This is a genomic window from Meiothermus granaticius NBRC 107808, from assembly GCF_003574355.1.
In the GTDB taxonomy this organism is placed as follows: domain Bacteria; phylum Deinococcota; class Deinococci; order Deinococcales; family Thermaceae; genus Meiothermus; species Meiothermus granaticius.
In genome coordinates this window covers 1-12,364 of sequence record NZ_QWLB01000037.1, presented here as the reverse complement: position 1 = coordinate 12,364, position 12,364 = coordinate 1, and the positions used below count along the sequence as shown (strand labels likewise).

General features: G+C 60.1%; 11 protein-coding genes and 2 tRNA genes. 11 read left to right on the top strand and 2 right to left on the bottom strand.

Annotated features, from left to right (window positions below):
- Nucleotides 1-37 precede the first annotated feature (37 nt).
- Entirely contained in the window at nucleotides 38-853 is an 816-nt protein-coding gene (locus Mgrana_RS12510) for an alpha/beta hydrolase (protein ID WP_240631360.1), read from the bottom strand.
- Nucleotides 854-1,001: 148 nt separating this feature from the next.
- On the opposite strand from Mgrana_RS12510, the gene Mgrana_RS12505 reads away from it, so the two are divergent.
- From Mgrana_RS12505 to Mgrana_RS12455, 11 genes are all read left to right on the top strand, one after another.
- A complete protein-coding gene (locus Mgrana_RS12505; protein WP_186813136.1) occupies nucleotides 1,002-1,679 on the top strand; it encodes a TapB family protein in 678 nt (225 codons plus the stop codon).
- 2 nt (nucleotides 1,680-1,681) lie between these two features.
- Entirely contained in the window at nucleotides 1,682-2,416 is a 735-nt protein-coding gene (locus tag Mgrana_RS12500) for a (Fe-S)-binding protein (RefSeq protein ID WP_119357941.1), read from the top strand.
- A 2-nt stretch (nucleotides 2,417-2,418) separates the two neighbouring features.
- Nucleotides 2,419-3,810, top strand: a complete 1,392-nt coding sequence (locus tag Mgrana_RS12495; RefSeq protein WP_119357940.1) for a LutB/LldF family L-lactate oxidation iron-sulfur protein — start codon at nucleotides 2,419-2,421, stop codon at nucleotides 3,808-3,810.
- A 50-nt stretch (nucleotides 3,811-3,860) separates the two neighbouring features.
- Nucleotides 3,861-5,255: an apolipoprotein N-acyltransferase gene (gene lnt / locus Mgrana_RS12490; RefSeq protein WP_240631359.1), complete on the top strand. Its 1,395-nt coding sequence runs from the start codon at nucleotides 3,861-3,863 to the stop codon at nucleotides 5,253-5,255.
- Nucleotides 5,256-5,287: 32 nt separating this feature from the next.
- Nucleotides 5,288-5,373: transfer RNA gene (locus tag Mgrana_RS12485), tRNA-Leu, on the top strand.
- 21 nt (nucleotides 5,374-5,394) lie between these two features.
- Nucleotides 5,395-5,616 (top strand): preprotein translocase subunit SecG, encoded by a 222-nt coding sequence (gene secG / locus Mgrana_RS12480; RefSeq protein WP_170146477.1) that lies wholly within the window; start codon nucleotides 5,395-5,397, stop codon nucleotides 5,614-5,616.
- A gap of 199 nt (nucleotides 5,617-5,815) precedes the next feature.
- The gene (locus Mgrana_RS12475) at nucleotides 5,816-7,570 is read left to right on the top strand and encodes an ABC transporter substrate-binding protein (RefSeq protein WP_119357958.1); all 1,755 of its coding nucleotides are present in this window, start codon (nucleotides 5,816-5,818) and stop codon (nucleotides 7,568-7,570) included.
- A gap of 127 nt (nucleotides 7,571-7,697) precedes the next feature.
- The gene (locus Mgrana_RS12470) at nucleotides 7,698-8,711 is read left to right on the top strand and encodes an ABC transporter permease (RefSeq protein ID WP_119357937.1); all 1,014 of its coding nucleotides are present in this window, start codon (nucleotides 7,698-7,700) and stop codon (nucleotides 8,709-8,711) included.
- A 7-nt stretch (nucleotides 8,712-8,718) separates the two neighbouring features.
- Nucleotides 8,719-10,095 carry an ABC transporter permease gene (locus tag Mgrana_RS12465; RefSeq protein ID WP_119357936.1) on the top strand — a complete coding sequence of 459 codons (1,377 nt, stop codon included), beginning with the start codon at nucleotides 8,719-8,721 and terminating at the stop codon, nucleotides 10,093-10,095.
- 73 nt (nucleotides 10,096-10,168) lie between these two features.
- Entirely contained in the window at nucleotides 10,169-11,197 is a 1,029-nt protein-coding gene (locus Mgrana_RS12460; protein ID WP_119357935.1) for an ABC transporter ATP-binding protein, read from the top strand.
- Nucleotides 11,194-12,198, top strand: a complete 1,005-nt coding sequence (locus Mgrana_RS12455; protein WP_119357934.1) for an ABC transporter ATP-binding protein — start codon at nucleotides 11,194-11,196, stop codon at nucleotides 12,196-12,198. The genes Mgrana_RS12460 and Mgrana_RS12455 overlap by 4 nt, the downstream gene beginning before the upstream one ends.
- Nucleotides 12,199-12,245: 47 nt before the next feature.
- Here Mgrana_RS12455 and Mgrana_RS12450 read toward each other — a convergent pair.
- Nucleotides 12,246-12,321 (bottom strand) — tRNA-Gly (locus tag Mgrana_RS12450).
- Nucleotides 12,322-12,364 lie beyond the last annotated feature (43 nt).

Below are 12,364 nucleotides of genomic sequence, written 5' to 3'. Positions count from 1 at the left end.
CCCCTCGAGCCCTCCAGACCCCCTGGAAACAGGGGGTTTAGCTTGGGCCGAACAAGAAGCGCATCATCTGGGGAAACCGCCGAGCCCAGTGGGCCTCGTTGTGAACCCCTTCCTTGTCCTCCACGTACAGGTAATCCCGGCCCTTGGTCCAGCCCTTGGCGAGCAAGAGCCGGTTCATCCGCCGCACCCCCTCGAGGTAGCGGCGCGAACTCACATGGGAGAGGGTGATCTCGCGGTAGCCAACGTCCATGTAGAGCCGACCCGCCGCTTGGGCTGCCCCCTCCACATAGCCATAAATGGCCCCCTCAGCAAACCAAAACGAAGGGCTCACCACCCCCGCTCGCCCGAAGACCTCGGGGAAGCGGTAATAGGCATACAGACTGATCAACCCCCCCATCGAGGACCCCATCACCCCGGTGGCCTCCCGGCTGGGCAGGGTGCGAAACTCCGCGTCAATCAGCGGCTTAACCGTAGCGGTAAGAAACTCGAGGTAGCGCTGCCCTTTGCCCCCCCCATGCCGGGGATCTCGAAAGGGGCTGTACTCGTTAAGGCGTTCCGTCCCGGCATTGGGGATCCCCACCACGATGGCCTCGAGGCCCTCCTCCGCCAGCCCCTCCATGCTCCGGTCCACATGCCACTCCCCCACATAGCTGGTGGCATCGTCAAAGAGGTTCTGCCCATCGTGCATGTACAGCACCGGGTAACGCTTTTGGCCAGCCGAGTACGAAGGGGGAAGATAGACCAAAAGGTCGCGCCGGTTGCCCAGTTGGGGGCTGTACAAGCCCTTCAGCACCCGAACATCCCCCACCACGGTGTGCCCCGGCCCCTTGGGGTGCGCCTGCCAGCGCAGCATATTCATCGGTTGTATACCCATCGTGCCGGTATGCGACATGGGGCTATTGTACGCATATCGCGGCCCCCAATTCGTCCATATCCCCCCAATCTGGGAGTTTGTCACGCAGCCTGCCATCCCCCCAGCGGTATTCCCCCAGCATAGAGCTGTGCGAACCCTGGGTCTTTTACCGCTTTTAGCCCTAGCCTGGGCCTCGAGCTGCAACCCGGTTTTCTACCCCACCGACCCCACCCTTCAGCGCCGGTATCACGTGCTGGGGGGCTCTGAAACCTACCTGCAGACCTTTGTTCCCAAAGGGGACACCATCACCGAGATCCGGCGATACCCCGATCGCACCGAGCAAACCCAGTGGAGCTGCAGCGCAGAGGGGCTCCGCACCCTTCCCGAGGGGGATCAGCCCATCCCCGGCGGGACCGTCCAACTGACCAAGCTCAGCGGGGTGATTATCCCCAGCGATGAGGTTTGGAAGGTGGGAGGTGGCTGGAAGTACCGCTATGAGCTCAAGGGTAAGATTTCGGTTTTCGAGCTGAGCGGCTTTTTAGAGGTCACCAACCGCATCTTGGCCAGGGAAACGGTCGAGGTTCCGGCCGGAAGGTTCGAAGCCCTGCGCCTCGAGGCCAGTTTTCAGGGGCAGTTTGGCCTTCCCTTCAGCGGCAAGGCCACCTATTGGTTTGCTCCGGGGGTGGGGGTGGTCAAACAACTCAGCGAAGGGGGGCTCGGGGGGAAGAGCCTCGAGCTGCTCGAATTCAAGAGATCATCGGAATCCCTGGCCCCTCCCCAGAAGCCCTATGGCGGGGCCCATCACAAGGGCTATACTTCTGGCTAAACATGCGAGTGGCCCTGTTCGTGACCTGCCTGACCGACCAATTTTTCGCCGAAGCTGGGGTGGCCGCTGTTCGGTTGTTGCGCAGCCTGGGGTGTGAGGTGGAGTTTCCAGAGGGCCAGACCTGCTGCGGCCAGCCCGCCTACAACGCAGGGTATTGGAACGAGGCCCGACAGATGGCAACCCACACCCTCGAGGTCTTCAACGAGGCCGAGTATGTGGTGCTGCCCTCGGGTTCCTGCACCACCATGGTGCGGGCCTTCTACCCTGAGCTCTACCGAGATACCCCCCAGCGCTTCACCCAAGCGGAGGCCTTGAGCCATAAAACCTTCGAGCTGGCCGAATTCATCGTCAAGGTCTTGGGGGTGACCCAGCTCGGCGAGGGGTTGCGCGGCCAACACATCGCTTACCACCACGGCTGTCACGCCCTGCGCGAGCTAGGGATCAAAAACGAACCCCTGACCCTGCTCAAAAATGCCGGGGCCGAGGTCGTGAACTGGGAAGCAGCCCAGGAGTGCTGCGGCTTCGGAGGGCTGTTCTCGGTCAAACTCCCCGAGGTCGCCCTCAGCATGGCCGATCGCAAGCTGCAGACCCTCCCCAAAGTGGATTACCTGACCAGCGCCGACGGGGGCTGCATGCTGCACCTCGCGGGGCGCATCGAAAACCGCAAGCTGAAGCTCCCGGTCAAGCCGCTGGCCAGCGTGCTGTGGGAAGCCCATGCGCATCAGGCTGAGGGGTGACCATGCAGCTCAAGGCCAACCAATACCCTCGAGAATCCGCCCGGGTGCTGCGCGAAGAACCCCAGGTGCGAGACTCGGTCACCGCCGCCACGCTCAACTTCGACGCCAAGCGCCGCCAGATGTACGGCGAGATCGAAGCGGAAACCTGGCGGGGCTGGGCCGAGGCCGTGAAGAATCATGTGCTCACCCACTTGGACACCTACCTCCCCCAGGCCGAGGCCGCGCTCCAAAGCAATGGGGTGCAGGTTCACTGGGCCGAAAACGCCGAAGCGGCCCAGCGCATCGTGGCCGAGATTGCCCGGGCCAATGGGGTCAAGAAGGTGGTCAAGGCCAAGACCATGGTCTCGGAGGAGCTGGGGATCAACCCCCTGCTCGAGAGCCTGGGCCTTGAGGTTCTCGAGACCGATTTAGGGGAATACATCATCCAGCTCCTGGGTCAGCCCCCCAGCCATATTGTGGGCCCGGCCATCCACCTGAACCTCGAGCAAATCCGCGAGCTGTTCCACCGGAAGTTTGGCACCCCCCTCGAGGCCCCTCCCGAGGACCTGGCGGGGGTGGCCCGGAAGCTGCTGCGCGAAGGTTTCTTACAGGCCGAGATGGGCATTAGCGGCGGGAACTTCCTGGTGGCCGAGACCGGAACCCTAGCCCTGATCGAAAACGAAGGGAACATCCGCCTCTCGACCTCAGCCCCACGTATTCATGTGGCCCTGGTCGGCATCGAAAAACTGCTGCCGCGCTTCTCCGACCTCTCGGTGTTTTTATCCCTGACGGCTCGAGCCGCCACAGGGCAGCGCTTGGGCACCTTCGTGTCCCTCATTCAAGGCCCGAGGCGGCCCCACGAGCCCGACGGCCCCGAAGCCGTCCATGTGGTTTTGGTAGACAATGGCCGCAGCAGCGTCCTGGCCGATACCGAGGCCTGGGAAACCCTGCGCTGTGTTCGCTGTGCGGCCTGCCTCAACGCCTGCCCGGTCTACCGCCAAACCGGAGGCCACGCCTATGGCTACGTCTACAGTGGGCCCATCGGGGCCATTCTCGCACCGGGGCTGGTGGGGCTGGAAAATACCAAGCCCCTGCCCTACGCCTCCTCGCTGTGCGGGGCCTGCTTCCAGGCCTGCCCGGTGCGCATCCCCATCCCCAAGCTGCTCCTGACCTGGCGCAACCGTGCGGTAGAACAGGGGCTTCAGCCCAAAGCTGAAGGCGCAGCCATCCGGGCCTACGCTGCCGCCATGACCCGGCCCTGGGCCTACACCCTGGGTTCAAAAGCCCTGCGAATGCTGCCCAAGGAAGCCCTCGACAACACCGTTTTGCCGGTTGTAAAAGCCTGGACAGAAGGCCGAGCAGGTCTTAAACCAAGCCCCAAAAGCTTCCGCGAGCTGTGGAAGGAAGGGATTTAGACCCGCCCCCCTTCTTAGGCTTCTCAAGGGCTGGACCGTATGCTTGGGCTGTGCAGATCTGGCAAGCCCTCTTTCTCGGTACTGCCCTGGCCCTCACCCTTCCCCCCACCCCGCTCGGTTTTCTGGCCCCCCTGCCGCTGATCGGGCTGCTCTGGCGGGGTGGGTTTGGCTACGGGCTGTGGGCTGGGTTGGCCTTTTGGGCCGTGCATCTGGTCTGGCTGCCCCAAAGCTTTGTGGTGCTGTTCCATACCCCTTGGGGAGCGGTGCCTTACGTGCCTTTGGTGGTGATCAAAGCCCTGTCGTGGGGGGTGGTGTTCGGGCTGAGTGCGGGCCGTCCGCTGCTGCGGGTGGGGCTGTGGGTGATTTTGGAATACCTCACCTCACTGGGGGAAATTGCCTTCCCTTGGGGGTTCCTGGGGTATGCCCTGGTCGAGGCCCCTGGGCGAATACTGGCCCGTGTGGGGGGGGTCTACCTGCTTTCGCTGGTGGTTCTGCTGATCGCCTATTTCCTCGGGCGATTCGGGCGGGCCTGGTGGGCCAGTCCGGCGGTCTTTTCCCCGGCCAGCACCGGCTTACTCCTGAGCCTGCTGGCCTGGGTGGGGCTTTGGTTTCTCCCGCTTCCTGCGGCTCGAGGCGACCAAACCGCGCTCCTGGTGCAGGGCAACATCAACCCTTTGCAGAAGCTGGAGGGGGTTTCGGCGGAAAACACCTATCTCGAGCTCACCCGCCAGGGCTTGGCTGCGCACCCTGAAGCCCGGGTGGTGCTGTGGCCAGAAACCGCAGTTGCACAGTTTCCCCCTGGTCTAAGCGCGCTGCTGGGCCCCCGGGAGCTCATCAGCGGGCTCGAGACTGGCCTAACCAACCGGGCGGTCCGTGTGGTGAACGGGCAGATCCAGGAAACCTACGACAAGAACCGCCTGGTTCCCTTTGGCGAGCGCTTCCCTTGGCGTCAAGAGCTCGGCCCTGCGTACCATTTTTTCTTTCGAGCCTTCGGGTTTGATGGTGACCTGGCCGACCGAGTAGAGGGTTCAGGCTATACCCCCTTGGGGCGGTATGGGGCGTACATCTGCTACGAGTCGGTATTCCCTTCGGTCTCCCGGAACCTGGTTCAGCGGGGAGCTCAGGTGCTCGAGCTGGGCTCAAATGACGCCTGGTATGGCCCCAGCTTCGGGGGGATGCAGCACTTCCAGATGGGCCGCCTCCGGGCGGTCGAGACGGGGCGCTGGCTGCTGCGGGCAGGCAACGATGGGGTCACCGCTATCGTAGATCCCTATGGGCGGGTGACCGCTCAGATTCCCCAGCACCAGGCCGGGTTTTTGGTTGGAACCTTTGCCTCTCTACAGGGCCAAACCCTCTATGTCCGGCTGGGGGACTGGGCGGTGGGGTTAGCCGGAATTCTGGGGCTCTTTGGCTTGCTAAGCCAGCGGAAAAGCCGTATAGTCTAGTCTTGCCGGTTCTGTTGTGGAACCTGCGCTAAGCCGGGATGGCGGAATTGGTAGACGCACTCGACTCAAAATCGAGCGGTTCGCAGCCATGGGGGTTCGAGTCCCCCTCTCGGCACCAAAGGAGTCGGAGGCTCGAGGCATGCTTTTTTACATCCTGATCGTTTTGTTCGTGATCGCAGCGGGGCTGCTGGTATACCTGGTGCTCTCGCAAGAACCCAAACAGGGGGCGGGCGACCTAATGGGGGCCAATACCGACCTCTTCAGCGCGCGCGGCGTGACCGGGGGCCTATACCGTATCACCGTAATCCTGGGGGTCGTCTTTGCCCTTATCGCCTTTATCCTGGGGCACATCCCCCGCTAGATTGGGCGTAAGCCCATAGATCAGCCCCCCAATCCACCAAAAGATGGATTGGGGGGGCAGCTTGTAATTTGGCTTCCATTCTTGACAGCCGACAACGGGCTAGATAGGGTTGTGCCAAACCCAAATCCCTGCCTTTGGCGCATAAACCTGTGCGCCTTGCGGCGGAAAGTAGGAATGGATGGATAAGGAGGCAAACTGGATGAAACACCCTTGGTTAGTTCTAGCCGCCCTCACCGCCCTCGGCGCAGGGTTGGGACAAGCTCAGGTACAGGTATATCCACAAAAGTGGACGGTAGCCAAGCCAGGTGAGGCCAAGCGCGGGGGGGTCTTGCGTACCTCGGTGATCTCGGATTTCCGTACCTTCAATCCCTTCATCACCGCCGAAGCCGGGAACGTGCCCGACACCATCTCTGGGCTCCATGGGCTGGTACAGCGGGACCCCTCCAACGGCGAGTGGATTCCCGATATGGCCACCAGTTGGACCATCTCCCCCAACAAGCTCGAGATCACCTTCAAGATTCGCCGGGGCATGAAGTGGTCGGATGGCCAGGCCATCACCGCCGACGACTGGGTGACCACCTTCAAAATCCATACCGATGAGAAGGTCGGCTCCAACTCCTACGACAGCTTTTTCATTGATGGCAAGCCGGTCAAGGTCAGCAAGGTAGACGATTACACCCTCAAGATCACCTATCCCAAAACCGATGCCGAGGCCTTTGCGGTCGCCAGCTATACCCCTTGGCCAGACCACATCTTCGGGCCGGTGTATCAGAAAGAAGGAGCCGAAGGCATCAAAAAGATGTGGGGGCTCAACGCCAAGGTCAGCGATATCGTCTCGCCTGGCCCCTGGGTGATCGGCTCCTACACCCCTGGTGAGCGGTTGGTGCTCAAGCGCAACCCCTACTTTGGCGAGTGGAACAAAGACGAGGCCGGAAATCCGCTGCCCTATCTCGATGGGCAGGAAATCCTGATCGTCAAGGATACCAACGCCCAGCTGGCCGCTTTCCTCTCCGGCCAAATTGACCTGTATAGCCCCAGCACTGTAGATCAGATCTCCCAGGTGCGCAAGGCCGTCCAGGACAACAAGCTAGATGCCACCATCAAGGTCAACATCAGCCCTAACGCCACCAGCCAGTTTATCGTCTTTGACTGGAACAAAAAGTCTGACCCCTTCAAGCAGGAGCTCTTCCGCTCCGCCAAGTTCCGCCAGGCCATGAGCCATCTGGTCAACCGCCAGGCGGTGATCGACGTGGTTTACGGTGGGTTTGGTACCCCTACCTACACCTCGATCTATCCGGTGCTCAAGGACTGGGTCAATCCTGCCGCTCCTAAATACGATTTCGATCCCAAAAAAGCCACCCAACTCCTCACCGAGCTGGGCTTCACCAAGAAGGATAACGAAGGTTATCTGGTCAATGCCCAGGGCAAGCGCCTCGAGTTCAACCTGGCTACCAACGCTGGAAACAACCAGCGCGAGCAGATGGCTCGGCTCTTTGCCGATGAGGCCAAAAAGGTCGGGGTCAAGGTCAACTTCAACCCCATTGATTTCAACACCTTGGTTGGTCAGCTTCAGTCCAAGGGCGATGACCGTCCCTGGGATGCGATCTTAATTGGGCTCTCGGGCGGTGGATTGGACTGGCCCTTCGGCTCCAACGTGGTTCCTTGCACCGGCAGCCTGCACATGTACAACACCTCGGGTAAGTGCATTGATCCCCGCGAAACCCAGCTCAGCGCACTGTACAGCCGGGGCCGCACCGAGCTCGATCTGGCCAAGCGCAAAGAGATCGGCAACCAGATGCAGGTCATCGAGGCCCAGCTGCAACCCATCGTCTACATCGCTGGCCCCAACTACCACCCGGCCTGGAACAACCGTGTGGGGGGACAGTTCCCCGACAAGCTGATCAACGCCTTGTACGGCTCCCGCACTACCGAGCTGACCTACATTGCCAAGTAGATGAACCAAAGGCCCTCCCTGGGGTTCTCCTGGGGAGGGCCTCCCCCCTTATCAAGCCAGAGCTTTGAGCCTCACAAACCCGAAAAACCCTTTGAGCCCCACAATGAAACCCACCTAGGCAATCCATATGGGAACATATATCCTCCGCCGGATCATCCAGCTCATCCCCACCTTCGTCGGGGCCACGCTGTTGGCTTTCATTATCATTCAGCTCTCTCCGGGCGATTTTTTCACCGAAAAGCTCCTAGATCCTAAGGTACGCCCTGAGACGGTACAGCGGCTGCGCGAGCAGTTTGGCCTTAATCAGCCCATCTACGTGCAGTACCTGCTGTGGATGAAGGGGCTTTTGCAGTGGCCGCCACAACTCGGCTACTCTTTTGCCTACCAGCAAGACGTCTGGCAGATCGCCTTGCCCAGGGTGCTGAACTCCATGATCTTGGTGGTGGCCAGTACGTTTTTGTTGTACCTGGTGGCCATCCCCATCGGCATCTTCAGTGCTGTCCGGCAGTATTCGCTGGCCGACCGGGTGGTGAGCTTCATCTCCTATATTTTTCTCTCCATTCCCAGTTTCTTCTTTGCCTTGATCATGATCTTCTTGATATTGCAGCTCAACTATGCGGCTCGAGATGCCTTCCACCTGTCCAATAATGCCCAGATACTGCCGGTGGGTGGAATGACCAGCAGCGGCAGCGAGGCCTGGCCTGGATGGAAGCGGTTTCTAGACGTGCTCTGGCACGCCTTAATCCCAGTGCTTGTGGTTACCGCCCGGGACATCGCCGGGTTTACCCGCTTCATGCGGGGGCAGATGCTCGACGTACTGGGCCAAGACTACATGCGCACCGCCCGGGCCAAAGGCCTTTCGGAGCGGGTCTCAATCTACAAACACGCCCTGCGCAATGCGGTGATTCCCTTTGTGGCCGGGATTGGTAGCATCCTACCCGGCCTGGTCAGCGGGGTGGGGTTTGTCGAGGTGGTCATGAACTGGCCCGGGGTCACCCCCTTCTATCTAGACGCGCTCAACTCCAAGGATCTCTACGTGCTCACCGGTTTCCTGGTGATTGGGCTGGTGCTCCTGATGATTGGCAATCTGATCTCTGACCTGCTCTTGGCCTGGGTAGACCCCCGGATTCGCTACTATTAGGAGTTCCATGGCCCAGGCAACCCCTCGCACCCTTTCCGCTTCCCGCACCCGCAGTCAGGTGATCTGGGCTCAGTTCCGCAAGCATCGGCTGGCGGTGTGGGGAGCCCGGATCCTACTGGTGCTGTACACCATGGCTCTGTTCGCCGGATTCTTCAGCACCTATGACGCCAACTATTACGAGACGTATCCCCCCAGCAACAATCACCCACCCAGCAAAATCCATTTCCGCGACCCCGATACAGGGGCTTGGAGCCGTCCCTTTGTCTACGCCACCAAGCGCACCTTGGACGAGCTAACCCTACAACCCAGGTACATTGAGGACAAAAGCCAGGGCAAGTTTTATATTCACTTCTTTGTTCGCACCCCCGACCAGCCCTACACCATCCTGCGGCTATTCAGAGGTGACCTGCGCCTGCTGGGGGTGGATAAGCCGGGGCGGCTCTTCTTGATGGGTACGGACAACTTCGGGCGCGACCTTTGGAGCCGCATCGTCTACGGTAGCCAGGTCTCGCTCACCATCGGTATCCTGGCCTCGATCGTCTCGTTCATCCTGGGGTTAGCCCTGGGCGGGGTAGCGGGGTTTTACAGCGGGCGGCCCGCCACCATGAGCCTTCCGCTGACCCATCTGTTTCAACCTGGGGTAGGGGCTCGAGCCTGGCTGGGGGCGGCTGTGTCTACCCTTTTGTGGCTTGCCATCATCGCAGGGATCATCGCAATCACCGTGCAATTTCTGCAGGTAACCCACGGCTTTAGCTTGCTCAGCCTCATCGTAGTGGCCCTGGCGGCCTGGGCGGTATGGGGGATTGCTCGAGGCCTGCTGTGGAAACCGATTCGCATAGACCCAGACGATGTGATCATGCGCTCAGTGGAAATCCAGTCGGCGATTCCCGATCTGTTCCTGCTGATTACCCTCCGAGCCATTTTCCCACCCTCCATTGATGCCCTATTCAGCTTCTACTTGATCACCGTGCTGCTGGGGTTTATCGGCTGGGGAGGCCTGGCCCGAATTGTGCGTGGAACAGTGCTCTCAACCCGTGAGCAGGACTACGTAACAGCCGCACAAGCATTGGGGGCCAGCGATCGTCGAATCATCGCCCACCACATCCTCCCCGCCACAGCCACCTATGTGATCATCTCGCTGTCCCTGGCAGTTCCCGGAGCCATTCTGGGGGAGAGTGGGCTCTCCTTCCTAGGGCTGGGGATCCGAGACCCCTATGTGAGTTGGGGACTGCTACTGCAATCAGCCCAGGAGGGCGGTTTTGCCAGCTTCACCGACCGCCCCTGGGTGCTGATCCCGGGGTTTTTCATCGTCCTGGCCATCGTGGCTTGGAATTTTCTAGGGGATGGACTGCGGGACGCGTTTGATCCCCGCAAGCGCCAGTAGGCCCTGATGGCTGACGCAGTAGCCATAAGGCGGTAGAATGCCGTAATCTGTTGGGAGCTTTTGAGGAGCACGAATGGACGATAAACGACTGGTCGAGGTTTCAGACCTCAAGGTTCACTTCTTCACCGATGACGGTGTGGTGAAGGCCGTAGATGGCGTATCCTTCCACATTGACAAGGGGGAAACCCTAGCGGTGGTGGGTGAGTCGGGCTCGGGTAAAAGCGTGACCAGCCTGGCTATGATGCGCCTGATCCCCAATCCGCCGGGCAAAATTGTTGGCGGCAGCATGCTCTTCCGCGGCAAGGACGGCAAGGTCAAGGACTTGGTTAAGGAAGACGAAGCCTCGATGCGTAAGATTCGGGGCAACGATATCGCCATGATCTTCCAGGAACCCATGACCTCCTTGAACCCGGTGTATACCATCGGAGACCAAATCTCTGAGGCCATCGTGCTGCACCAGGGCAAAAGCAAAAAGGAAGCCCTGGAGCAAAGTGCTGAGATGCTCGATCTGGTGGGTATTCCCGAGCCCAAAAAGCGCCTTTCCAACTACCCCCATCAGATGTCGGGGGGGATGCGGCAGCGGGTTATGATCGCCATGGCCCTCTCCTGTAACCCCTCTCTTCTCATTGCGGATGAGCCCACCACCGCACTGGATGTGACCATCCAAGCCCAGATCCTCGAGCTGATGGAGAAGCTGCAAAAAGAGATTGGGATGAGCATCCTGTTCATCACCCACAACCTGGGTGTGGTGGCCGAAATGGCCGACCGGGTGGTGGTGATGTATGCAGGCCGGGCGGTAGAAGAAGCCGACGTAACCCCCATATTCAAAAGCCCCTTACACCCCTACACCATGGGCCTGCTCAACTCGGTGCCGCGCTTAGACCTGGCTGCCGAAGGCAAAATACGCTTAGAGGCCATTCCTGGTAATGTGCCCAACCCTCTTTGGCTGCCCAGCGGCTGCGCCTTTCACCCCCGCTGCAAGTACATGCAGGAAGGCCGCTGCACTACGGATGTGCCTGTTTTAGAAGACGCCGGCAATGGCCATATGGTTCGCTGTGTGCGCTGGTCCGAGATCCAAACCGGTGAGGGGGTGAAGGTATGAGCGTTGTAACCCCCCAAGCCACCACCACCACGAGCTTGGTGGAGATCAAAAACCTTAAAAAGTGGTTTCCCATTCGGGGTGGGATCCTCTCTCGTGTAGTGGCCAATGTCAAGGCTGTCAACGACGTCAGTTTTGATGTCAAGAAGGGCGAGGTGCTCGGCCTAGTAGGTGAAAGCGGTTCAGGGAAAACCACGGTAGGCCGTACCGTCCTGCGCCTCATCGAGCCCACCGGCGGCAACATCATCTTTGACGGTAAGGACATCACCCACCTGCCCAAAGGAGAACTGCGCTCCTATCGGCGCAAGATGCAGATCATCTTCCAAGACCCTTTCGCCTCGCTCAATCCACGCATGACCGTGGGAGATATCGTGGCCGAGCCGTTGGTGATTCATCACCTCGCCAACAGCGCCCAAGCCAGAAACGAGCGGGTGGCTGAACTATTGCAGACGGTGGGGCTCAACCCCGATCACGTGCGCCGTTATCCCCATGAGTTCTCAGGCGGGCAACGCCAGCGCATTGGAATCGCCCGGGCTTTAGCCGTAAACCCCGATTTCATCGTGGCTGACGAACCAGTCTCCGCTCTAGACGTTTCAATCCAGGCCCAGGTGGTCAATCTATTGCAGGACCTCAAGGATCGCCTTGGTCTAACAGTGTTGTTTATCGCTCACGATTTGGCGGTAGTAGAGTACATCTCTGATCGCATCGCGGTGATGTATCTGGGTAAGGTAATGGAGCTCTCGAGCTCCCGCGAGCTCTATCGCAATCCCAAGCATCCCTACACCGAAGCCCTGCTCTCCGCCATCCCTACCCCTGATCCCACCGTGCGCCGGGATCGGATCGTCCTTCAAGGGGATATTCCCAGTCCAATCAACCCCCCCTCGGGCTGCGTGTTCCGCACCCGCTGTCGCTACGCCATAAAGGAATGCTCTCAAACGGTGCCCGAGATGCGGGAGGTCAGTCCAGGACACTTCAAAGCCTGTATTCGTGATGACATCCTGTAGTCAATAGGGCAACCCCCCAGGCAGCTTTACCTGGGGGGTTTTGGTTATGGAGCGGGAGACGGGACTCGAACCCGCGACCCCAACCTTGGCAAGGTTGTGCTCTACCAACTGAGCTACTCCCGCAAATAATAAAACCCTTGCACTGACCTACTCTCCCAGGACCCTT

What these genes read in the sequence shown, in the direction of transcription:
- Mgrana_RS12510 (WP_240631360.1), bottom strand. Translation starts at nt 853, where the DNA reads ATGCTGCGCTGGCAGGCGCACCCCAAGGGGCCGGGGCACACCGTGGTG.
- Mgrana_RS12500 (WP_119357941.1), top strand. Translation starts at nt 1,682, where the DNA reads ATGCGAGTGGCCCTGTTCGTGACCTGCCTGACCGACCAATTTTTCGCC.
- Mgrana_RS12495 (WP_119357940.1), top strand. Translation starts at nt 2,419, where the DNA reads ATGCAGCTCAAGGCCAACCAATACCCTCGAGAATCCGCCCGGGTGCTG.
- secG (WP_170146477.1), top strand. Translation starts at nt 5,395, where the DNA reads ATGCTTTTTTACATCCTGATCGTTTTGTTCGTGATCGCAGCGGGGCTG.
- Mgrana_RS12475 (WP_119357958.1), top strand. Translation starts at nt 5,816, where the DNA reads ATGAAACACCCTTGGTTAGTTCTAGCCGCCCTCACCGCCCTCGGCGCA.
- Mgrana_RS12470 (WP_119357937.1), top strand. Translation starts at nt 7,698, where the DNA reads ATGGGAACATATATCCTCCGCCGGATCATCCAGCTCATCCCCACCTTC.
- Mgrana_RS12465 (WP_119357936.1), top strand. Translation starts at nt 8,719, where the DNA reads ATGGCCCAGGCAACCCCTCGCACCCTTTCCGCTTCCCGCACCCGCAGT.
- Mgrana_RS12460 (WP_119357935.1), top strand. Translation starts at nt 10,169, where the DNA reads ATGGACGATAAACGACTGGTCGAGGTTTCAGACCTCAAGGTTCACTTC.
- Mgrana_RS12455 (WP_119357934.1), top strand. Translation starts at nt 11,194, where the DNA reads ATGAGCGTTGTAACCCCCCAAGCCACCACCACCACGAGCTTGGTGGAG.